Genomic DNA, 21,901 nt, shown 5'->3' with positions numbered 1-21,901 from the left:
CTTCTCAGATCACCGGATCGTATTGGATGCGGCTCGCGGGCACCCCGGCGATGATCAGCTTGCGCCGCGTCGCCTCCACCATCTGCGGCGACCCCGCGACCAGAACCTGATGGTCGTCCCACGATCCTTGTCCGACGACGACGTCACCGAGTCGCCCGATCAGGTGCGGCATCCCCAGATCTTCGGGTGACGGGAGCGAGCTCAGCCACCAAGGGTCGGTCGTCTCCTCGGTCACCGCGGTCACCTGCAGCCACGGATTGGTGGTGGCGATGCGTCGCAGCACGGCGAGGTCGTAGAGCTCACCGGGGTAGCGCATGCCGTAGAAAATGTGTGTGCGGGGCGAATCCGCGCGTTTGGACATCTCGATGATCAGCGCGCGAAGTGGTGCCAGCCCGGTGCCACCGGCGACCATGAGCACGTCGCGGTCGGGGTCGACGTGCAGCGTGCCGTGCCCTTGCGCCAGATGCCAGACATCCCCGACGCGGGTGTCGGCGACGATGGTCGGGCTCACCGTGCCGCCCTTGATGGCCCGGACATGGAACTCGAGTTCGCCGTCGGGGTTCGGTGGGATCGCCGACGACAGATTGCGCCACGCCTTGGGCCACTGCGGGATCTGCACCTCGACGTACTGCCCGGCGTGAAAATGCAGCGGGGTGTCGGCGACCAGGCGGACGACGGCGAGGTCGCGGGATATCCGGTACTTCTCGGCGACGGTGGCAGTCCACGTGGCCGGCTGTGTCGCGGTTTCGGCGGCGCCACGCATGACGCCGGTCAGCAGCATCGTCGCCTGTGCGACGACGTCGGCGGTGTCGGTGTCCCAATACCCGTCCATCAGCTCGGCGAACTCACCCATGAGCGCGAGGTACATGACGCGGTAATGCTCGGGTTCGACGCCGAACTTCCGATGGTCGCGGCCCAGCTGGGCCAAGAACTCGACCAGCTCGGGCTGGCCGGATTCGGCGGGGATGACCTCCAGGACGTGGTCGACGACGCGGTAGAAGGCGTCGCGCTGGCCGGCCATCATCGCGGGGAAGAGGTCCCGGAGGTCCGGGTCGATGGCGAACATGCGCGTGTACACGTTCTTGGCGAAGCGGTCAGGATCTCGGTTCACCGCGGTCCGCAGATGGTGCAGCGCATGCCGAGAGTGCGTCGCCATCGCGTCCTTTCACCTCCCCGGTCGCTCGTGTCGATGTGGTCGGGACCGGTCGCGGCTGGATCGAGACCGATTCACGATCCTCCATCGTATGCCGCCTCGCCGAAGCCTGTGGCAGGGTACGTGTTGTGACGTCTCTCGACGGTGTGATTCCCGGGATCGTCGATGCACACCTGCAGCAGTGGAATCCGCGACGGACACCGTGGGCTGCCAACCGTGCGTCCCGCCTCTATCGCTTCGTGCCCGGCATCGGGGACCGGATCTTCCCCGTCATCGTCTCGCGCGCCGATCGCGAATACGTGCTGACTCCCCGAACCGTCGCGCGCACCTACGAGCCGCGGCAGTACGCCGCCGACATCGCGGGCGTGCCGGCCGTCGCCGGGGTGCCGATCGACACCGTCGTGCACATGGAATCGCACTGGCGCGCCGAGTCCATCGAAGACCAGCCGGCAGAAGATACGACGTCGGTCGAGGAGACCCGCTACGTGGTGGGATTGCCCTTCGGTGAGCGGGGCGCCCCGCGACTCGGCGCCCTGATCGCACACGCCGATCCGCGCGCTCCCGAGTTCGGCCGCATCCTCGACGAGCACGCGGCGGTCACCGATCTGTTCCGCGGTGTTCGTATCATCTCGTCACGGCACCCCGATCCCCGCGTTCGGGACGGCGGCGACACCGAAGGCATGCTGGCGTCGGCCGCCTTCCTGGAAGGGTTCGGCGAGATCGCCGCCAGGAAGCTGATTTTCGACGCCTCGGTGTATTCCCACCAGCTCTACGACGTCGTCACCCTGGCCCGTGAGTATCCTGACACGCCGATCGTCCTCGACCACTTCGGCATTCCCGCAGGGGTTTTCGGTCCCATCGGCCTGCGAACCGGAGCCACCGCCGCAGCCCGCGCCGACATCATGCGCCTGTGGCGGGAACGGATGACGACGCTCGCCGGCCATCGCAATGTGTCGGTCAAGCTGTCCGGCCTGGCGATGCCGGTCCTCGGGTTCGGCCACGAACGGTGGGGCAACATCGGTGACCAGGCCACCCTCGCCGAGATGATCGGACCGTTCGTCGAACACATCATCACCCACTTCGGCACCGAACGTGTCATGTACGGCAGCAACTACCCGATCGACAAACCGAACTCCCGGATGGACATGCAGGTGGGTGCGCTCATCGACTGCCTGTCCCGATGGGGTCCGGACGCGCTTCGTAAAGTGTTCCGCGACAACGCGCTACGCACCTACAGCATCGAAGAGGTGTCCGCTCCCTGAGGACTCCGGCTCAGTCCTCCTCCGACTCCTGATGACGCCCGTGCGGCGCCTCGGGGACCGGCGGTTGCGGCACGACGGGGTAGTCGCCGGTGTAGCCTTCGCGTGCCGCTGCCATCGTCATCACCTTGCCGCGCACCGCATACCAGCCGACGATCAGCATCGGGATGATGACGAGGATGGCGATCAGGTTCCAGATGTTCTCGTAGCACATCAGCACGGTCACCGCGGCAAGGAAAAGCAGCGTCACGTAGCTCGTGTAGGGAGCACCCGGCAGCCGGAATGCGGGGCGTTCGAGAATTCCCTTGCGCTCCCAGCGATACAGCTGAATCTGGCAGGCGACGATCATCGCCCAGGTCGAGATGATCCCCAGCGCAGACAGATCGAGCGCGATGTTGAATGCGTCCTCGGGAACGAACAGGTTGAGCACGATGCCGAGGAGCGTCAGGGCTCCGGTGAGTGCGATGCCGCCGAACGGCACTCCATTGCGATTCATCTTGCCGGTGAACGCCGGGCCCGAACCGTTCATCGCCATCGAACGCAGGATGCGGCCGGTGGAGTACAGGCCGGCATTGAGGCTCGACAGAGCGGCCGTCAGCACAACAAGATTCATGATCCCGCCCGCGGCAGGCATGCCGATCTTGGAGAAGAACGTGACGAATGGACTCTCGCCGGCGCGATAGGCGGTATAGGGCAGCAGCAACGCGAGCAGCAGAACCGAGCCGACGTAGAACACGGCGATGCGCACGATGACGGAGTTGATGGCCCGTGGCATCACCTTGGGCGGATCCTCGGTCTCGCCGGCCGCGATACCGACCAATTCGACTGCCGCGTAGGCGAAGATGACCCCGGACGTGACGATGCACAGCGGGAAGATGCCCTCGGGGAAGAGACCGCCGTTGTCGGTGATGACGCTGATCCCGGCCTGCTGTCCGTCGATGTCGAAGCGTCCGGCCAGGAACACCATGCCGACCACGAGGAAGGCGATGAGCGCGGTGACCTTGATGATCGATGCCCAGAACTCCATCTCGCCGAACAGTTTCACCGAGATGACGTTCATGGTGAGGACGATGCAGAGTGCGATGAGCGCGATGAGCCACTGCGGTATCGCCTCGAACATGCTCCAGTAGTGCACGTAGAGCGCAACCGCGGTGACGTCGACCACCGCGGTCGCCGCCCAGTTGAAGAAGTAGAGCCATCCGGTGACAAATGCTGTTTTCTCACCGAAGAATTCGCGTGCATACGACACGAACGAGCCCGACGACGGGCGGTGCAGTACCAGCTCACCGAGGGCCCGCAGGATGAAGAAGACGAAGATGCCGCAGACGGCGTACACGATGAACAGGCCGGGTCCGGCGTCGTGCAAGCGGCTGCCCGCGCCCATGAACAGGCCGGTGCCGATCGCGCCGCCGATGGCGATCATCTGAATCTGCCGCGGTTTGAGGCTCTTGTGATAGCCCTCGTCTTCGTGTGCGAGGGACGAATTGTCGTACGTGGTGGTTTCGGACGTCATGTTTCCCTTGTGGTGGTGGGTTTTTTCGCGCAGCATTGGGCACCCTCGGATCGCGAGAGCGCACGCGCAGATGAACAGAACCAGAACAGAGATTAGACGTGCTAAATGGTCGGCGCGAGCGGTGGAATGTTAAAGAAATCGGACATCATTCGGCTCGACGTGGCACCGTGCAACGCGAATCATCTTGGCGCCAGGCAGTTTAACGGATCGGATGTCCGATTTAACATCTCCTTCGGATGTGATCGCCGCCACCCTCCGGCCGTCCCCAAGAAAATAGGGGAAGAAACTCTTCCCCTAACCTCGGTGTCCTCCCCGCGAATTTTCTGGGGGACGACACCAAACCCCGGGGAAGAGACTTCCTCCCCTACTTTCAGTGGCACCCCGTCGGCCCATCGACACCTGCGCGGCTCCCGGCCGGCGCCTCGAGCCCCCAGGCAGCAGAGAAGTCAGCGTCGGGTCCGCGATCGCCCGAACAGTCGGTGCGGGGGTGCCTCGGGGATCGGCACGTCGCGCATGAGTCGGGTGATGATCTCCACCAGTTCGCCGCACGACGAATAGCGGTCGGCGGGTGACTTGGCGAGAGCCTTCGCGAAGATCGAATCCATCGCCGACGGTAGCCATCTGCGGCGTCTGGTGAGTTTGGGCGGGTCGTCGTTGATGTGTGCGTAGGTGATGGCGAAGGCGGTGGTGCGTGGGTACGGAGGGAAGCCGGTCAGCAGTTCCACCAACGAGCAAGCGAAGGCGTACAGATCGGTGGCTGGGGAAAGCTGTTGAGCCTGAAGAAGTTCCGGTGCTGCGTAGGCGATCGAACCTTGCACGCGTCCGTTTCGGGCCAGGGGCCGGGTGTCATCGAGGAACTGCGCGATGCCGAAGTCGGACAGAAACCCGTCGAGCCCCGACGACGTCGGCGTCGTGAGGATGTTCGCGGGTTTGACGTCGCGGTGCAGGATCTCCTGTCCGTGTGCGTAGTCCAGCGCGCTCGCGATCTGTGCGGCGATGCGCAGGATCGCCGGTACGTCGGGTTCGGCTTCGTGGGGTATCAGCGTCGTCGCGGGGGAGCCGGGCACGTACTGCATCGCCATCCAGAGCGCCGGGTAGTGCGGTCGGCGGAGCGCGGGTGCGGTGTCCGGATCGTCGACCTCGCCGCGGGCATAGATCTTGACGATGTGTGGATGGTCGAGTTTGCGGGCGATGGTGAATTCGCGGTCGAATCGCTCGCGCATGCGGCTGGGATCGGACCCTTTCGGGTGCAGCACCTTGAGTGCCACAGGTCGGTCGTCGCCGCGGTGCACACGGAAGACGTCGGCCGTCGCACCGCCTCCCAGGAATTCGTCGACGGTGTAGCCGGCCACCACATCGCCAACTTCGAACACACCGACAGGGTAGGGGCAGCCGACGTCGGGCCGCTATTCGGTGGGGCTGACGCGGAAGATCGGGAACTGGCGGCCCTCCGCAGTCTCGGTGTACTTGAGGAAGCCGTCAGATTTGGCGGTGAAACGGTCCCACGCGGCGTCGCGCTCGTCGGGCGGGAGTTCGGTGACGGTGGCCTGCTGGGTCTTGACGCCGCCGATGTCGGGGGATTCGACCGTCACCGACGAGTCGGCGCGCAGATTGTGCACCCAGGCCGGTGTCTTCGGTGACCCGCCGGCCGAGCCGATGACCAGCCATCCGCCCTCGTCGGGCAGCGCGAGGAGCGGGTTGATGCGCGGCTCACCCGACTTGGCGCCGACGGTGTGCAGCAGGATCAGATTGCGCCCGAACCCTGCGGTCTGCACAAATCCGCTGTTGGTACGGAACTCGTCGATGATGGTGCCGTTGAAATCGCTCATGCCGCCATTGTGCACACCGACGCCCCATAGGCTGGCAAACATGAGCGGTGCCGATCTGAGCGAGTTGATGTCCCAGCTACCCGACGGCATGGTCGTCACCGATCCCGACATCCTCGCCGCCTACCGCCAGGACCGGGCGGCCGACCCGGACGCCGGAACCCCACTCGCCTTGATCCGCCCGACGAGCACCGCCGAGGTGCAGACCGCCGTGCGCTGGTGCGTGTCGCACGCCACGCCGATCATCACGCGCGGTGCCGGCACCAGCCTGTCCGGAGGTTCCACCGCGGTCGACGGCGCGGTGATGATCTCGACGGAGAAGATGCGCGAACTCACCATCGACACCGCCACCCGCACCGCGGTGAGTCAGCCGGGCCTGTTCAACTCCGAGGTGAAGGCGGCCGCATCGGCCAACGGGCTCTGGTACCCGCCGGACCCGTCGTCGTTCGAGATCTGCTCGATCGGCGGCAACGTCGCCACCAACGCCGGCGGCCTGTGTTGCGTCAAGTACGGGGTCACGACTGATTACGTCCTCGGCCTCGAAGTGGTCCTCGCCGACGGCCGAGCGGTACGGCTCGGCGGCAAACAACTCAAGGACTCCGCAGGACTGCCGTTGACCAAACTGTTTGTCGGCAGCGAGGGCCTGCTCGGCATCATCACCGAGGTCACCCTGCGCCTGCTCCCGCCGCAGGCGCCGGCGTGCACGGTGGTCGGCACCTTCTCCTCGGTGCACGACGCGAGCGCTGCAGTGCTCGCCGTGACCTCCGAAATACGGCCTGCCATGCTGGAATTCATGGATTCGGTCTCCATCAACGCCGTCGAGGACATGCTGCGGATGGGTCTCGATCGCGAGGCAGGCGCGTTGCTCGTCGCCCAGTCCGACGCGCCGGGTCCGGCGGGTGTCGCCGAGGTGGAACTGATTCAGAATGCCTTCGAAACCCACGGGGCCGCCGAGGTTTTCGCGACCGACGACCCGGCCGAGGGGGAGGCATTCACCGCGGCGCGACGAGCGGCGATCCCCGCAGTCGAGAAACTCGGCACGCTGTTGCTCGAGGATGTCGGCGTGCCGTTGCCGTCGCTTCCGTCGCTGATCGACGGAGTTGCCGACATCGCGTCGGACAACTCGGTGATGATCTCGGTGATCGCGCATGCGGGCGACGGCAACACGCATCCGCTGATCGTGTTCGACCCCGACGACGCCGACGAGCACGATCGGGCCCACCGCGCGTTCGGTCAGATCATGGATCTGGCTATCTCGTTGGGCGGCACCATCACCGGTGAGCACGGCGTCGGCCGGTTGAAGAAGGCGTGGCTGCCCGATCAGGTCGGGCCCGACGTGATGGAACTGACGACACTGATCAAGCAGGCCCTCGACCCTCAGGGACTGCTCAACCCGGGTGTCATTCTCTGACCGTCGATACCGGAGCTTCAGGTGGTGGGTGGAGCCTCGGTGGCGCTCGAACGAATCTCTTTGGGCCCCATGCCATATTGGGCACGCAGATGGCTGCGCATCGTTGCCGTCGACGTGAATCCGGATTCAGTGGCGATCTCCTCGGCCGGGCGGGTTGGATTCGTGACGAGCAATGATCGAGCGGTCCGGGCACGCTGAGCCCCGATCAGCTCGGCCATGGACTGAGGCTCTTGCTCGAAGTGCCGATAGAGTTGTCGCCGACTGACGTGCAGTAGCCGCGCGATGGTGTCGGGCGTGAAATCCGGGTCACAGTGGTGACGTCGGATCAACTCATCGGCGGCCTGCCTGATGAAGACCCCGTTGTCGGACAGCCGATACTTCTCGTAGTTCAGCTCGCCGAGGGCCGCACAGATCAACTCGAGTGCGGCGACCTCTGTTCCTGGGGAAGGTGTCGCCCCACGGACTGCGGTCTCGCGGGCAAACTGCCTGACGAAGGCCGACGCTGAACGGGCAACTCAGGACGGTGCTTCGGTGGTCGACAGACCGGCCCGGCCCGATGCCTTGGCACGCAGCAGCGCGAGATCGGCACTGGCGAGTGTCGCGTTGACGATCGCGATCACCATCGACGCCGACACCGGCGTACGTTTCGCCCGGCGGACCGAGATCCCCAGGCTCATGGTGATCGTCACGTCACCCTGAATCGAGTGCGGGACCTCGGTGATGCGGCGAGCCATGCGGATCGCTTCCTCGCGCTCGAGCGGTGCCGCGATGGCGAACTCGTCGCCGCCCATGCGCCCGACCACGGCAGATGGTCCGGCGATATCTTGCAGTGATTGTGCGATGCGGATGAGGACGGCATCCCCGACGACATGCCCGTGCTGGTCGTTGATCTGTTTGAAGTTGTCGATGTCGACCATCGCAATGGCGAACGGGCCCGACAAGCAACCCCGACGCAGTTCGGATGCGACGGTGTTGAGAAAGCCTCGTCTGTTGCGGACCTCGGTCAGCGGGTCGGTACTGGCAAGTTCGAGCTGGCGCGCAATCGCGCGTTGGAAATCGATGGTGTAGGTCCGCAGCAGAACCACGATGCCGTTCGACGCCATCAGTGCGACGACGGTGTAGTACGCGCTGGTCGCCACCGGATAGTCCAGCAGGACCGTGGCAATCCCACACGCAACGATCACCAAGCTCGTGAACGTCACATGCGCTATGACCACCGGCAACCGCACGAAGTGCGCGACATAGCCTGCGATCACCGCGAACAGCGTTGCTCCGTGCAGCGCCATCATCGGACTCTGAAAGGTGGCCAGGACGATCGCGACGCCAAGATCGGCGTAGATCACGAAGGCCGTGTTGGCGCCCTTGATCGACGCCTCCTTGGACCACCACACAGTGCCGAGGTTGACCCTGCTGATCACGATGGCCGCCGGGATGGTGCTGACCGAAGCTGCGAGGGCGATGGCGAGGCGAACGGGCGATCCGGCCGAACCCCCCGGTGCGAACGCACTCACGAGTCCCACAACACCAAAGGTGATGGTCAGCGCTGCGATGCTGTAGCGAATGAACCGCTCACGGATGCCGATCTGGTTGACGATCTCGAGAGCGTCGCTGTACTCGGGGCTGACCTCGAAGAATGCGGGCGGAATCCGCTTGCGTATCCGGGCATACCGGGGTGTGCCGACCATGTTGCCCACGCTGCGCCCCTCCCAAGCCTGCGTGGCACACGAGCCTGACCCCCGGAAGTCGCGCGCGCTGTCCAACGGTTGTTGATGCCAAAAGTGTAGTCAACGATCGCATAGGTGATGGGCCGCGGTGCATAGGTAGAACCGGCCGGGAAGCGCAAATGGGTCCACGCATCCCCTCAGTGCGTGGACCCATGTGAAGCGAAGCGATGCGAGCGGTGTCGGGGGTACCGCTCGCATCGCAAGTTCAAGCCTAAGGATCGAATTGACAATCTACAATCAGACCAAATCGGATAGTTGACAGGAATCACTTGATGAACTCACCGTCGGCCGGTGATCGCGACCTCGATCTGCGTCGGCTCCGTATGTTCGTCACGGTGGTCGATTCGCCGAACCTGCGGGTCGCGGCCGACGAGCTCTACATCACCCAGCAGGCGCTGTCGTCGGCGATTCGCGAACTCGAACGGCAGATGGGCGTCACGTTGTTCTCGCGCGCGAATCGACGCCTGGTGCTGACCGAGGCGGGTTCGGCGCTCTACGACGGGGCGGTGCCGTTGCTAGCCGGCGGTCGGCACCTCGCTTCGTCAGTGCGCAGCGCCGACGCCGATCGTCGGGTGCCGTTCGTGATTGGTCATACGCCGGACCTCGCGCCGTCGGAGATCTTCCGAATCATCGAGCCCGTGGTGCGCGACGATCCCACAGTGCCGATCACCGTGCGCCCGGTGTTTGCGTCCGACATCCACGACGCCCTGGTCGGTGGCGCGATCGATCTGGCCTTCGGTCGGGGTGTCGGCGATCCGTCCGGGCTGGCGTCGGCGATCGCGACCTATCACGTGCTCCGCCTGGCCATGCACGCCGATCATCCTCTCGCCCAGCACGAGCGCGTCGACCTCGAGGCTCTCGCCAACCACGAGATCGTGGTGTGGGGCGCCGAGGGCGACGCCGAATACACCGACATTCTCGTAGACATCTGTCGCAGAGCGGGATTCGAACCTAGGGTGATCGTCTCCACCCTCATCGGAACCCCGCCACACACCTCTGTCATCGCACACCCGCAGGCCTGCGCCTTCGTGACCAATGCGCCCGGATGGCTCGACAACGGTCGCATCAGGATCGTCGAATTCACCGACCCGCCCGTGGCCCCCGCCCGCGCCACCTGGCTACCGAACACGACATCGCCACTCCGGCAACAGATCTTGGACTCACTGCGCACCGACGGCTGATCCCACCCGCTGCCGCCCCACATCAGTGCCGCTCGACGATCGCTCCCACGTCGACTCCGACCGGCAGCGCTCCGTACTCGAACGAGCGATCGGCACCCAGCCGTGCGGCGATGAACGCCTCCGACACCGACGTCGGTGCGTACCGCACCAGCAGCGAGGCCTCCAACGCGAGCGCCATCGCCTCGATCGTCACTCGTGCCCTCGCCTGCGCGGCAGCAGGTTCGAACCGTGCGAGTTCGCCGAGTTCGACGCGGACGTGGTCGAGATGCGCGTCGAGCGTCGTGTTGGCACCGCGCGCCTTGGACAACTCAGCGTCGAACGCCGCAACAGACTCTGGTTCGCGGGTCATTGCGCGCAGCACGTCGAGTGCGATCACGTTGCCCGATCCCTCCCACACGGCCATCACCGGTTGCTCGCGGTAGCGCATGGCGAGCGGGAAGTCCTCGGTATAGCCGTTGCCGCCCAGGCATTCCAGCGACTCGTACGCGTGGTGGGGTCCGCGCTTGCAGATCCAGTACTTGGCGACGGCCGTCGCCAGCCGACGGAAAGCGCGTTCCTGGTCGTCGGCGTCCTCGTCGTGGGCGCGGGCGAGCCGCATGGCGGTGGTGGTGGCGGCCTCCGATTCGAGAGCAAGGTCGGCGAGAACCGCGGTCATGGCCGGCTGGTCGACGAGACGCGCACCAAAGGCGTTGCGGTGGCGGGCATGCCACACCGCTTCGGCGACGGACTGTCGCATGCCGGCCGCGCTGCCGAGGACACAGTCGAGGCGCGTCTGCGCCACCATCTCGATGATGGTGCGCACCCCGCGACCGGGTTCGCCCACCATGTAGGCGACTGTTCCGTCGAGTTCGATCTCGCTCGACGCATTGGACTTGTTGCCCAGCTTGTCCTTCAGTCGCTGGATGCGGAACACGTTGCGTGTCCCGTCCGGCAGCACACGGGGCAGGAGGAAGCACGAAAGTCCTTCACCGCCAGGCCCGTACGCCTGAGCGAGCACCAGGAACGCATCCGACATGGGTGCCGAGCAGAACCACTTGTGTCCGGTCAGAAGGTATTCCGCGCCCGGGCCGCCCGCACCGGCCGGTTTGGCCACGGTGGTGTTGGCGCGGACGTCGGAGCCGCCCTGCTTCTCGGTCATCGACATGCCGAAGATGGCCGACGACTTGTCGGCGCTCAGTTCGGGGGAGTACTCGCGCGATAGCGCCTTGGGCACCCAGAGCGCGGCGACATCGGGCTGCAGTTCGAGCGACGGGATCACCGCATGCGTCATCGACACCGGACACGCATGACCCGGCTCGATCTGACCGAACAGCATGAACGCGGCCGCCCGGGCGACGTGCGATCCCGGCTGCGGGTCGGCCCAGCAACGGGTATGTGCGCCATGGGAAATCGACGCCGAGATGATCCGGTGATACGACGGGTGGTACTCGACCTCGTCGATCCGCCGCCCCCACCGGTCGAAGGTGTGCAACTGCGGCGTGATGGTGTTCGCCAATTTGGCGTCGTGCTGGAACTGTTCGCTGCCGACCAGCGCACCGATCTCGCGGAGCTCCGCGTCCGCCCACCCGGCGTCGTGTCGGGCGACGGATTCCCTGAGTACGGTGTCGAGTTCGTACTCGTTGATGTCGACGCGCGGTGTCGACTGGTTGAGCACCTCGTGCGTGAGGTGCGGCTGCGGGTGGGTGGTGGTCGATCGGGTCATGATGTTCCTTTCAGGGCTGAACCCCCGCTGGTCGAGGAGCCACGTGCGAGCTTGCTCGCCCGAGGCGTCTCGAGACCACTCAGCGGTTGGTCCAGTACGTTTTCCGGTATCTGAAGATTCGTGAAGATCACGGCCACCGACTCCTCCAGCGTGTAGCCGAATTCCGCTCCGGTGGCGGCCTTTTGGACGACAAGTCCAAACGTGGCCGACCAGAATGCCTTGGCCTCGACGTCGATCGGCGCACGCAATTGCCATCCGGTACGCACCAGCGTCGCCATAAGGGCGTCTCCGCCACGTTCGTGCAGTGTGTGCAGAGTCTCGGAGATGTGTTCGCGTAGGTCTGGCCTGCGTGCGACCAGCAGCATCGCGGTCGTGAACATCTCGACGCTGCGGGCCTCGCTGCCCAGTAGCGAACCGATGAGCGCATGTGTGTACTCGCGGACGGTCGTCGCGTTGGCTGCGGCCTCTTCAGCATGACGCCCGGCGCGCAGCACGGCCGCGCACGCGACCTCGACGAACAGTTGCTCCTTGGAGCCGAAGTAGTAAGTGACCTGATTGGGAAAAGCATTGGCACGCTGGCAGATCTGCGCGACTGATGCAGTTTCGCCATGCTCGGCGAACACCTCGGTGGCCGCACGCAGCAATGACTGCCGGGTGGACTTCCCGGACTCCCGACTCGCGCGACGAGAGGGTGCGGTGGACGTGGTGGACATGCGCTCGATCCCGTTGTTTGTACGACAAACAATAAACAGGGCCGGCGTTTTCGTCAAGCAAGCAAGCAGCAGTGCAGCCGCCGACGAAGACGGCATCACGGTTCCGGAACTGTTGCAGCGCGAAGCCACGAAAATCGCAGAACGGCCGTCCATTGCCGAATGGCTGCGTCGCACGGGTCGTCGGCCGTCGCAGATTCGCACCGAAGACGTCTTGGCGGACCTCGACAAATGGCGAGGCGAGTGGCCCGATGCTCGTCGTTGACGCGTCGTGCCTGTTCGAAATCGTCGCCGACACCCCGCGGTCAGTCGAGGTCGGCGCACGCCTCGCCGCCGACCCCGACCATGTGGCCCCTGAGGTCATCGATGTCGAAGTGTTGGGCGTGGTCCGTGCGCAGTACCTGCGCGGCGGATTAGACGGAACGGCCGCAGGTCAGGCGGTGGAGGATCGGCGCGAGTGGCCCGGTGAGCGGTACTCCCACCGGTGGATGCTCGACCGAGTCTGGGAACTGCGGGAGTCGATTCGCGGCCCGGACGCGTTCTTTGTCACGTTGGCCGAGGCGCTTGACGCCACCTTGGTCACGCTCGACGCGAAACTCGCTCGCGCACATGGCCCGACGTGTCGGATCGAAGTACTTGGCGGGTGAGTCGCGAATCAGGTGGATTGCCGGTGCTGGCGGGCTCGTTTCGGCGCGATCCTCCTCGTGCCGCGCCGATTCCCGCCGCCACCACCAGCCCGAGTCCGAGAATCGATGCGGGTCCGGGGATTTGGTGGAGTACGAGGAGTCCGATCAGCATGGCGAAGCCGGGTTCGAGGGCCATCAGCGTGCCGAAGGACGACGTGGTGAGGCGCCGCAATGCCTGCATTTCCAGCACGAACGGAACCGCCGGCAGCAAAATCGCGAGGCCTAGCCCGATCAGCAGCAATTCGGGAGTCAGCCGACCGAATGTCGAGGGACCCGCGACGACGGTGATACCGGCAACCGGCATCGACACCGCCAACCCCTGCACTCCGGCCACCTCGTCGCCGATGTGCTGGGTCAACAGGATGTAGCTGCCCCAGCACGCCGCGGCGGCGAGTGCGAACAGCACTCCGACGGTGTTCACCGTGCCCGACCACGGTTGAGTCAACAGGATCACGCCGGTCGCTGCCAGTGCCGGCCACAGGATGCGCTTGCCTCCGCGGGCTGTCGCCACGGCGACGCCCAAGGGGCCCAGGAACTCGATCGCACTGGCCGTACCGAGCGGAATTCGCGCCACCGCGGCCATGAACAGCAGAACGATACCGGCGGTGACGATTCCGAGGAGTACCGCCGCGGCAAACGTGCGTCGGGTGAACGCCGACGGTGAGGGCCGCACGATCACGAGCAGCAAGATTCCGGCCCACGCCAGCCTCAGCCAGCCCGCGCCCTCGGCGCCGACGCGGTCGATGAGGGTCACCGAAAACGCCAGTCCGAGTTGGACACACAGCATCGACACGATGGCCATCGCCGTCCCGGCGCGTGCTGTGTTCTGTCCCATGGCGCTGGTGAAGTGTTGCACGCTCTCATTGAAGGCCACTCAGATCGTTCGTGTCCACGTGACATTTATGGACATATCGTTCGGAAATCATGAACAATAGACCAGTGGACTTCCGGCGGCTGGAATTGTTGCTCGCGCTCTCGCGGATGGGTTCGATGCGAGCGGTTGCCGACGCCTACCACTTGACCACCTCGACGGTGTCGCAGCAGATCGCTGCGCTCGCCCGCGAGACCAAGACATTGCTGATCGAGCCCGACGGCCGCCGCGTTCGGCTGACCCCGGCGGGTCGTCGGCTGGCCGATCACGCGGTGACCATCCTCGCCGAGGTCGATGCGGCACTGCGCGACCTCGATCCCGATGCCGAACCCGTCGGCACGCTGCGGGTCGGCGGATTCGCCACCGGCATCCGAGTGTCGTTGCTTCCGGTCCTCGCCGAGTTGAGGGACTCCCATCCGGGTTTGCGGGCGGTCATCAGTGAGTACGAGCCCGTCGAAGCCTTCGAACTACTCATGAACGACGACATCGACCTCGCGCTGTCCTACGACTACAACCTCGCGCCGGCCACGATCGATCCCGCGCTGCAGAGCGTCGCGTTGTGGTCCACGCCGTGGGGGCTGGCAGTACCCGACGACGACGCGGGCACGCGCGCGCCGTCCGATTACGCGGACCGGTATTGGATTGTCAACTCCCGCAACAGTGCTGACGAGACGGCCGTTCGTACCCTGGCCTCGCTGTCGGGATTCACACCGACGATCGCGCATCAGATCGACAGTCTCGAACTCGTCGAGGACCTCATCCTCGCCGGCTACGGAGTGGCATTGCTGCCGCTGCATCGCGCGTCTCGCGAGGGCTTGACGGTGCTGCCTCTCGGCACACATGACCTGCGGATGACCGCCTATGCGGTCACGCGACGGGGCCGAGACAACTGGCCGCCGCTGCGAGTCTTGTTGAGCCGCTTGGTTCCTCCCGGGAATGTGGTCCCGGAGCTCCATCGATGGCCGCGCACCGTGTGATGATCAATCATCAATGCCGCAACGCAGTTGCCTTGAAGTGCAAACGAATCCAACGAGTCCAGGAGACTCAGGATCTCACGGCTGGCTCTCTGCTTCTGTCGAGGTGTCGTGATGATGGTGGTGTTCGCCGGTGACCGGATACAGGGCGTCGACGTCGATGGCGGAGGTTCGGGAATCCCTGTTGCCCATGATGTTCCAGACCAGCACCAGCAGCGTGCCGATTCCTGCGTACAGGCCGAGGCACAGCAGGGCTGTGGTGTTGCTCGCTGCGGGGAAGTACAGCGAGTTGCGGATGAGTTGCGCACCACCGCCGGTGGGCAGCCATTGACCCAGTAGCGCCCAGAAATGGGGGAGGAAGGTCCACGGTATCGATGCGCCGGAGATGGTCGCACCGATCAGGAAGTAGAAGCCACCGGTCAGGGACCCCACCGGCCCGAATAGCGTGACTAGGCCGGAGATCGATCCGGTGATGGCCAGTGAGATGAGTGCATATGTCCAGAACAGTTCTCCGGTGTCGGCGCCGGACCCGACCCCGTAGATCGACGAGAACGCCAGGACTATCGCCGCGGACACCAACGCGTAGGCGATCAGGGCGGCGACATGTCCCAGCCCCCGGCGAAGTGACTTTTGGACGCGCGGCATCAACCGTCCCAAGCCGAGCGAGGCGATGCTGCCGCCCAGCGAGATCACCTGCAGGATGTAGCCGAGGGACGCTCCGTTGATGTCGCTGTCCGCCAACGGCACGACGTCGCGGGGGATGGTCTGCGGAGAGTTGTTGCGTTGGTTGGCTTCTGCCGCGACCGTCTTCAACGTCGCCGCCGGAAGCGTCCCACCGGCTCCGGCGACGACGGCCACGACGCCGCCCGATGTGATCTCCAGACCCCCGGCCGCGTCCCGTGCCCTGATCGCGGCGGTGAGTGCCTCCGGTGAAGGGTACGATGTCACGTCGAACTTCCCGGCGGATTCGAGCTGGGCGGCAACGGGTTCGACCTGTGCGGGCGGCCCGACGATACCGACCGGAAGGTTCCGCGGCTCCGGCGAGTGACCGACCCCGAGATAGAAGGTGCCGAGAAGGAACTGGGTGAGGGCGCCGAGGACCACGACGCCGATCAAGAGGCGGCGGTAGTGGGTGCCGAAGGACAACGGCTCGCCAGACAACAACGTCATGATGGACCTCCGAAGGGTGTGTGGGACGAGGCGTCCCGGCGATGGCATTCGCCGGGACGCAGGAGGTGGTGGTGGGTCAGGCGGGCATGCTCAGAGGATGTGGTTCTCGGAGAGGAGCTGCCCGATCTGGGTCTCGTTGAGCTTGCCGATCAGCTTGTTGCGCAGGAACTGCGGCCCTGGCAGACCGACCTCCTCGCCGTCGCGCAACCGGCTGGTCGCGGCCAGCAGCGCCCGCACGTCGTAGGTGGAGTTGAACACCTCCGGGACACCACGCTCGATGTCGAGCAAGGTGTACACGGCTTCCATCGGCGTGCGGACCGAGTACTCGGTGGTGAAGATGCAATCGCGCTGTGCCGATTCGGCGAACTGCCCGATGAAGGCGAAGTTCACCGCACCTGCCGGCACCACGTCGGGGCGGTCGCCGGCCTGACGAGGCATGAAGAACGAAGTCACGTACGGCATCATCACCGGCACCGTCTTGGCGCCGTTCGCCGCCAACTCGGGAATGTCCTCGACCGGAACGCCCAGGTGGTACAGCCACTCCTGGGTGATCTCCTCGCCGGTGCACTCTTGCATCGTCTTGGTGACATAGTCGCCGGGCTCGTCCACGAACAGCGCATAGACCCACACCACGATCTGGTCGGCGGGCTGCTGCTTGAAGTGGGGCTGCCGGTTGACCGTCCAGCTCATCAGCCAACGGGAGTCCTTCGCCGTGACGATGCCACCCGTTACGACCCTGCCGCTGAACGGGTCTCGCTTGCAGATCTTCTCGATGTAGGCCGGAATCCGGCGGTCGAGGGTAGTGACGGTGGCCGACTCCCATTTGGTCTCCGGGATGTGGCCGCCGAAGACATCGGGGCGGCCGAACGACGGGTCCTTGGCGGCGATGCGACGCCACAGGTCCCACGCGGGCGCGGGTCCCTCGTCGAGCGCGGCGGGGGTGTGATGATCGCCGTTGTCGGAGTTCTCGGTGAGCGACCCGATGGTCATGAAGAGAAGATCGTTCTCGGTCAACGATGTGCCGCCCTCATCTCCGTCGGCGTCGACCCAGTGAAGGTAGGTGGCTTGCTTGCGCTCACCGTGGATGTCGAAGTCGACGTCGGTGACCTCGGTGTCGAATCGGAACGTGACGCCCTGATCGAGCAGCCAGGTGTAGAGCGGCAGGACCAGCGATTCGTACTGGTTGTACTTGGTGAATTTCAGCGCCGAGAAGTCGGGCAGACCGCCGATGTGGTGGATGAACCGATGCAGGTAGAGCTTCATCTCCAGCGCGGAGTGCCATTCCTCGAACGCGAACATGGTGCGCCAGTAGAGCCAGAAGTTGGAGTCCAGGAAGTCCTGAGAGAAGACCTCATCGATGCGTTTGTTCTCCATCTCCTCGCGGGTCGCGAGGAAGATCTTGATGATGTCCTTCTGTGCCTTTTCCGAGAGCGTGAACAGCCCGTCGGTGTGCGCGTCCTTGCCTTGCTCCACGGTGGCGCGCTGCAGTGAATAGTTGGGGTCGTCCTTGTTGAGCCAATAGAATTCGTCGAGCACGCTGGCGCCGTCGATCTCCAGCGACGGGATCGAGCGGAACAGGTCCCAGAGACATTCGAAGTGGTTTTCCATCTCGCGACCGCCCCTGATCACGAAGCCCTTCTCGGGTTCCTTGATGCCGTCGAGCGCGCCGCCGGGCAGCGTGAGACGTTCGAGAATGGTGATCCGGTCCCCGGACATCTGTCCGTCACGGATGAGGAATGCCGCGCCCGACAGTGACGACAGTCCGGCGCCGACGAACCAGGCCGACTTGTCGTCGACTCCGGCCGGCTTGCGGGGACGGGCGAATGCCTCGTAGTTTCCGTTGGTGTACTTCATGATTCAGCTTCCTTTCGTGGGGCTGATGGGCGATAGGCGGTGGAAGTAGCCGGCCGTGGCAGCATCGATCTGGTTCTGGATGTCGGTCACCGGGTCCCGGTCGGGATGCGCGCCGGTACTCGGGCGCGCCAGCGTCAGATGCACGACTCCGAAGATCATGTTGCCGACCAGTAGAGCTGCATTCGGATCTGGTTGCAGCCCAGCCTTTTCCGCGTCGGCCATCAATCTTTCGGCGATGGTGTTCTGCAGCTTGAGAACGAGTGCAAGCCCCTCGGCGCGGTATCGGTCGGACGGGTCGCCGAACAACAATTCGCGCTGGTAGGCCCGTCCGTTTTCGGGGTGCGCGACCGCATACTCCAGGATGGGGACAATCATCGCTGTGATGGCCGCCGAAGTATCGGGCAGAGATGTGGCCCGCTGGGCTCCGGCCGCGATCGCCTGGCCCAGCTCCTTGTTGAGAACCATCAGAAGCAACTCGCCCTTGGTGGCCGCGTATCGGAAGACCGTTCCGGATGCGACGCCGGCCTTCTTCGCGATTTCGTTCGTCGACACCGACTCGAACCCGTGATCAGAAAAGAGTCCTGCAGCAGAACGGAATATCCGTTCCTGCTTGTCGCGCATGTTGCGTTCGCGAAGTCCTGCCGATGGTGACGTGTCCGACACTGCAGACCTCCTCCGTGGATCGCTAGTCGGGACGGTGATCCGGTCGTGGACGATAATGACTGTGCTCATTAATGAGCGTACTCAGTTTTTTCCGAATGTCCATGGCCAACCGAAGGTGTGAGAGGCGTCGCCCCGCCCATCGCACATGTGTGCGAAGATGGATCGGTGAGTGTGCAGAAGGTGAATGGATTGACCGCCGACGACCTGGTCGCGTTGGCGGCGGGGGTGGAAGCGGGCAAACGTGTCACCGTGTACCTGCGAGAGCCGATGGTGTCCCTGGGGCTCGAGGCAGGCGCGTCTGCGCGTGTCGTCGGCGTCGACGGGTCAACCGTCACGGTGCGGCCCAAGGGGGTCGACGACGAGTTGCCGTTCGAGGCGAACGAGCTGAATAGGACTCGCTCCCAGGCGCCTACCCGGGCGCCGGCAAAGCCGTCAACCCCCCGGCAGTCTCGAGGGGAATCGACGCCGGTCGCCACGCCCGCATCCTCACCTGCGCCCGCGCCGGAGGTAGTGAGTTCGCCGAGTCCGAAACCCGTTCCGGCGAAAGCGTCTTCGCGTCGCAGCAAGGAATCAACGGCGGCGGTGAGTGTGACGGTCACCTCTGCAGGCGCGAGCACGTGGACGGTGTCGGTGTCGCGCGGCGCGAAGAAGCAGGGAAAACCGGTGGAGGTCACCGCGGATCGGGTGGCTCGGGCCGTGCGTGAACTCGGCGACGATGCGGCGATTGCCGCTGTCGACGGTGTCATCGCGTCGGCACGGGAGGCGGCGCAGAAGCGGGTCGCCGAACTCAGCCAAGAACTCGAGAATGCGAGGGCCGCGTTGGCCGACCTGGACGGTGACTGACGTCGTGAGGTCAGCGGGGTTGACGCCGCTACGGCGTGACCACGACCTTGCCGAGCGCGTGGCCGTTGCCCACATGTGACAGCGCCTCGGGAACCTCGTCGAGGCCGTAGGTGCGTTCCACGTGGATCGCGATCTCGCCAGCGCTGCACAGCGTTGCCAGCGGTTCGAAGTACTGCGGCCCGGGACGTACTGCGAGGACACCGATTCGACGCCCGCTGACAGGGCCGACGACGAAGCCCGCAGTGAGCAGCCGCACCAAGGTGGGTACTGATCCGCCAACGCACCGGTATCGCCCGCCGCGTGACAGCGCCCGGCGATACGCGAACACCGAGCGGTGGGCGACGAGGTCGAGGATCAGGTCGTGGCTGTCCTCGGTGAAATCCGTTGTACGGTAGTCGATCACCGCGTCGGCACCGACTGATCGCATGAAGTCGAGTTTGCCGGCGTTGTCCACAGCGGTGACATGAGCACCGGCCTGCTTGGCGAGTTGGATCGCGAAGGCGCCCGACCCGCCCCCGCCGCCGTTGATCAGAACTCGGCATCCGTCGGTGGCGCCCGCAGTGCCCTGAAGGGCGATCGGTCCAGCCTGCGGGATCGTCGACGCCTCGACGAAGGTCAGCTCGGATGGCTTGTGGGCCAATGCTTTCTCGTCGACGGTCGCGTACTCGGCGAAGCCGCCCTTGAGGCGCATGTTATCGCCGTACACCTCGTCACCAGGCCGGAACCGGGTGACGCCCGCACCCACATCGTCGACCCAGCCGGCGATGTCCGAACCGAGGATGTGCTTGCCCGGCCGCCGCAGCCCACCCATCCGTGCGTACGCGGGATAGCCGGTCAGACACTCCCAGTCGCTGAGGTTGATCGAGGTGGCGGCCACTTTGACCCGCACCTGCCCTGCCGCGGGTGTGGGAATCGGGATCTCGTCGACTCTCAGGACGTCGGGCATCCCGTAGCGGTCGTACACGACGGCGCGCATGGCGTCGATGGTACGCCCGCGCAGGCGATCGTTGAGGTGTCGTCTCGACTATCCTGCAGTCGTGACCGGCACGCACCAGGTACTGAGCAAAGGTCAGAACGCACCGCTGACAGTGTCAGACGTGGCGGTGACGCTCACCCTCGACGCCGCAGCCGACCTGTCCGCGCTTCTCGTCACGGACGCGGGAACCGTTCGCGGCGACCACGATTTCGTCCTCTACAACCAGCTCGCCGGCCCCGGAGTTCGCCTGCACCTGGCGCAGGCCGGACAACCGGCCACCCTGGCCATCGCGCTTTCCGGCATCCCGGCCGAGATCAGTCAGGTGCGGACCGTCATCACCCTCGACGACGCGGCGGGCCGCTTCGGCAACCATGCGGCACCCGTCGCGTGGCTCTGGGACGGGGCCGGAAATGTATTGTTCGAGTATCGAATCGACGGTCTTGACACCGAATCGATCGTCATCGCCCTCGATCTCTATCGGCGCCAAGGGCATTGGAAGGTTCGGGCGGTCGGGCAGGGGTACGCCGGGGGATTCGCTGCGCTGGTCACCGACCACGGGGTCAGCGTCGACGACGAACCCGCACGTATCCCGACCTCGGCCACGCCGGTTGCACAGTCGACGCCCGGCATGGACCGCCTGCCGATCGACATGCGTAAGCGCCTCGACCTGCGCAAGCAGAGGGTCGCGGTGTCGCTGGAGAAGCGTGGCGCCGGGCAACTCAAGGCCCGGGTGATCTTGGTCCTCGACGCGTCGTGATCGATGTCTGGCCTGTACTCCAAAGGTGTTGTCGCGGGCGTCGTCGAACGGATGGCGGCCTTTGCCGCACAGCTCGACGACGACGGGACCATGCAGGCCTTCATCTTCGCGTCCAACAGTGCTCGCTTGCCGGACTTCGAGATCGGTAACCTGCCGGAATGGATCGGCCTGCACGTGCGGGTGGGCCAGATGAAGATCGGCAGGGGCACCAAGCGTTCGAAGAACCTCGCCAACGGCCAGCTCGATATGAGGAACCTCGGCATCGGTAACGAAGAGCAGAAGGTGATCGCCGACGTCCGCGCCTTGGTCGCCAAGGACCCTCAGCCAGTCCCGACGCTGGTGCTGTTCTTCTCCGATGGCGGCGTCTACCGCAACAAGGAGATCGAAGACCAATTGCGCAGCGCGGTAACGGAACCCATCTTCTGGCAGTTCGTCGGTCTCGGCCGCGCCAACTTCGGGATTCTCGAGAAGTTCGACACGCTACCCGGCCGGCTCGTCGACAACGTCGGGTTCTTCGCGGTCGACAACATCGACAAGCTGCCCGACGAAGAACTCTACGACCGATTGCTCTCCGAGTTTCCCTCGTGGGTGGCCGAGGCCAAGCGTCACCGCATCCTCTGACCTGTCC

22 protein-coding genes are annotated in these 21,901 nt (G+C 65.0%); 9 read left to right on the top strand and 13 right to left on the bottom strand.

Annotated elements, in window-relative coordinates; all coding sequences use genetic code 11:
* Nucleotides 1–4: 4 nt before the first annotated feature.
* A complete protein-coding gene (locus ABZW74_RS09785; protein WP_355275910.1) occupies nt 5–1,156 on the bottom strand; it encodes an FAD-binding oxidoreductase in 1,152 nt (383 codons plus the stop codon).
* Between the two features lie 125 nt (nt 1,157–1,281).
* On the opposite strand from ABZW74_RS09785, the gene ABZW74_RS09780 reads away from it, so the two are divergent.
* Nucleotides 1,282–2,415, top strand: coding sequence for an amidohydrolase family protein (locus ABZW74_RS09780; RefSeq protein ID WP_355275908.1), 1,134 nt, complete (start codon nt 1,282–1,284; stop codon nt 2,413–2,415).
* A gap of 10 nt (nt 2,416–2,425) precedes the next feature.
* Here the strand turns inward: ABZW74_RS09780 and ABZW74_RS09775 are convergent, their stop codons facing one another.
* The 3 genes from ABZW74_RS09775 to ABZW74_RS09765 all read right to left on the bottom strand — a co-directional run bounded on the left by ABZW74_RS09775 (nt 2,426) and on the right by ABZW74_RS09765 (nt 5,754).
* Nucleotides 2,426–3,925: an amino acid permease gene (locus ABZW74_RS09775; RefSeq protein ID WP_355275906.1), complete on the bottom strand. Its 1,500-nt coding sequence runs from the start codon at nt 3,923–3,925 to the stop codon at nt 2,426–2,428.
* 446 nt (nt 3,926–4,371) lie between these two features.
* Nucleotides 4,372–5,298 (bottom strand): serine/threonine-protein kinase, encoded by a 927-nt coding sequence (locus ABZW74_RS09770; protein ID WP_355275904.1) that lies wholly within the window; start codon nt 5,296–5,298, stop codon nt 4,372–4,374.
* A 33-nt stretch (nt 5,299–5,331) separates the two neighbouring features.
* Nucleotides 5,332–5,754 (bottom strand): nitroreductase family deazaflavin-dependent oxidoreductase, encoded by a 423-nt coding sequence (locus ABZW74_RS09765; RefSeq protein ID WP_240857790.1) that lies wholly within the window; start codon nt 5,752–5,754, stop codon nt 5,332–5,334.
* Between the two features lie 40 nt (nt 5,755–5,794).
* Between ABZW74_RS09765 and ABZW74_RS09760 the strand changes: the two genes are divergently transcribed.
* A complete protein-coding gene (locus ABZW74_RS09760) occupies nt 5,795–7,162 on the top strand; it encodes an FAD-linked oxidase C-terminal domain-containing protein (protein ID WP_240857789.1) in 1,368 nt (455 codons plus the stop codon).
* A gap of 17 nt (nt 7,163–7,179) precedes the next feature.
* Here the strand turns inward: ABZW74_RS09760 and ABZW74_RS09755 are convergent, their stop codons facing one another.
* Together ABZW74_RS09755 and ABZW74_RS09750 are read right to left on the bottom strand one after the other, a co-directional pair.
* Nucleotides 7,180–7,578, bottom strand: a complete 399-nt coding sequence (locus ABZW74_RS09755; RefSeq protein ID WP_355275901.1) for a helix-turn-helix domain-containing protein — start codon at nt 7,576–7,578, stop codon at nt 7,180–7,182.
* A gap of 99 nt (nt 7,579–7,677) precedes the next feature.
* Nucleotides 7,678–8,847: a GGDEF domain-containing protein gene (locus tag ABZW74_RS09750; protein ID WP_355275899.1), complete on the bottom strand. Its 1,170-nt coding sequence runs from the start codon at nt 8,845–8,847 to the stop codon at nt 7,678–7,680.
* A 311-nt stretch (nt 8,848–9,158) separates the two neighbouring features.
* Here ABZW74_RS09750 and ABZW74_RS09745 point away from each other — a divergent pair, with 311 nt between their 5' ends.
* Nucleotides 9,159–10,067: a LysR family transcriptional regulator gene (locus ABZW74_RS09745; protein ID WP_355275897.1), complete on the top strand. Its 909-nt coding sequence runs from the start codon at nt 9,159–9,161 to the stop codon at nt 10,065–10,067.
* Between the two features lie 22 nt (nt 10,068–10,089).
* On the opposite strand, the gene ABZW74_RS09740 is transcribed toward ABZW74_RS09745, so the two are convergent.
* The gene (locus ABZW74_RS09740) at nt 10,090–11,769 is read right to left on the bottom strand and encodes an acyl-CoA dehydrogenase family protein (protein ID WP_355275895.1); all 1,680 of its coding nucleotides are present in this window, start codon (nt 11,767–11,769) and stop codon (nt 10,090–10,092) included.
* The gene (locus ABZW74_RS09735) at nt 11,766–12,482 is read right to left on the bottom strand and encodes a TetR/AcrR family transcriptional regulator C-terminal domain-containing protein (protein ID WP_355275893.1); all 717 of its coding nucleotides are present in this window, start codon (nt 12,480–12,482) and stop codon (nt 11,766–11,768) included. The genes ABZW74_RS09740 and ABZW74_RS09735 overlap by 4 nt, the downstream gene beginning before the upstream one ends.
* Between ABZW74_RS09735 and ABZW74_RS09730 the strand changes: the two genes are divergently transcribed.
* Complete coding sequence (locus ABZW74_RS09730) at nt 12,466–12,744, top strand: hypothetical protein (RefSeq protein WP_355275891.1); 279 nt, start codon at nt 12,466–12,468, stop codon at nt 12,742–12,744. The two genes, ABZW74_RS09735 and ABZW74_RS09730, sit on opposite strands and share 17 nt — an antisense overlap.
* Nucleotides 12,731–13,126 (top strand): type II toxin-antitoxin system VapC family toxin, encoded by a 396-nt coding sequence (locus ABZW74_RS09725; RefSeq protein ID WP_355275889.1) that lies wholly within the window; start codon nt 12,731–12,733, stop codon nt 13,124–13,126. The genes ABZW74_RS09730 and ABZW74_RS09725 overlap by 14 nt, the downstream gene beginning before the upstream one ends.
* Here ABZW74_RS09725 and ABZW74_RS09720 read toward each other — a convergent pair.
* Nucleotides 13,059–14,000, bottom strand: coding sequence for an EamA family transporter (locus tag ABZW74_RS09720; protein ID WP_355275887.1), 942 nt, complete (start codon nt 13,998–14,000; stop codon nt 13,059–13,061). The genes ABZW74_RS09725 and ABZW74_RS09720 overlap by 68 nt on opposite strands.
* Before the next feature lie 104 nt (nt 14,001–14,104).
* Between ABZW74_RS09720 and ABZW74_RS09715 the strand changes: the two genes are divergently transcribed.
* On the top strand, nt 14,105–15,013 hold the full coding sequence (locus ABZW74_RS09715) for a LysR family transcriptional regulator (protein WP_355275929.1): 909 nt from the start codon (nt 14,105–14,107) through the stop codon (nt 15,011–15,013).
* Between the two features lie 75 nt (nt 15,014–15,088).
* Here ABZW74_RS09715 and ABZW74_RS09710 read toward each other — a convergent pair whose 3' ends face one another.
* From ABZW74_RS09710 to ABZW74_RS09700, 3 genes are all read right to left on the bottom strand, one after another.
* On the bottom strand, nt 15,089–16,180 hold the full coding sequence (locus tag ABZW74_RS09710) for an ABC transporter permease (RefSeq protein WP_355275885.1): 1,092 nt from the start codon (nt 16,178–16,180) through the stop codon (nt 15,089–15,091).
* Nucleotides 16,181–16,270: 90 nt separating this feature from the next.
* Nucleotides 16,271–18,034 (bottom strand): oleate hydratase, encoded by a 1,764-nt coding sequence (locus ABZW74_RS09705; protein ID WP_355275883.1) that lies wholly within the window; start codon nt 18,032–18,034, stop codon nt 16,271–16,273.
* A 3-nt stretch (nt 18,035–18,037) separates the two neighbouring features.
* Complete coding sequence (locus ABZW74_RS09700; protein ID WP_355275881.1) at nt 18,038–18,655, bottom strand: TetR/AcrR family transcriptional regulator; 618 nt, start codon at nt 18,653–18,655, stop codon at nt 18,038–18,040.
* A 207-nt stretch (nt 18,656–18,862) separates the two neighbouring features.
* Between ABZW74_RS09700 and ABZW74_RS09695 the strand changes: the two genes are divergently transcribed.
* Nucleotides 18,863–19,540 carry a DUF6319 family protein gene (locus ABZW74_RS09695; protein ID WP_240857780.1) on the top strand — a complete coding sequence of 226 codons (678 nt, stop codon included), beginning with the start codon at nt 18,863–18,865 and terminating at the stop codon, nt 19,538–19,540.
* Between the two features lie 28 nt (nt 19,541–19,568).
* On the opposite strand, the gene ABZW74_RS09690 is transcribed toward ABZW74_RS09695, so the two are convergent.
* Nucleotides 19,569–20,516 (bottom strand): NAD(P)-dependent alcohol dehydrogenase, encoded by a 948-nt coding sequence (locus ABZW74_RS09690; protein WP_240857779.1) that lies wholly within the window; start codon nt 20,514–20,516, stop codon nt 19,569–19,571.
* Nucleotides 20,517–20,577: 61 nt separating this feature from the next.
* Between ABZW74_RS09690 and ABZW74_RS09685 the strand changes: the two genes are divergently transcribed.
* Together ABZW74_RS09685 and ABZW74_RS09680 are read left to right on the top strand one after the other, a co-directional pair.
* Complete coding sequence (locus ABZW74_RS09685; protein WP_355275879.1) at nt 20,578–21,273, top strand: TerD family protein; 696 nt, start codon at nt 20,578–20,580, stop codon at nt 21,271–21,273.
* A gap of 3 nt (nt 21,274–21,276) precedes the next feature.
* Nucleotides 21,277–21,894, top strand: a complete 618-nt coding sequence (locus ABZW74_RS09680) for a VWA domain-containing protein (RefSeq protein ID WP_355275877.1) — start codon at nt 21,277–21,279, stop codon at nt 21,892–21,894.
* The last annotated feature ends 7 nt before the right edge of the window (nt 21,895–21,901 follow it).

This window comes from Gordonia sp. NPDC003585 (assembly GCF_040610755.1).
GTDB lineage: Bacteria > Actinomycetota > Actinomycetes > Mycobacteriales > Mycobacteriaceae > Gordonia.
Note: the sequence above shows the minus strand (reverse complement) of the source record. Positions and strands in the feature narration are given on the sequence as shown.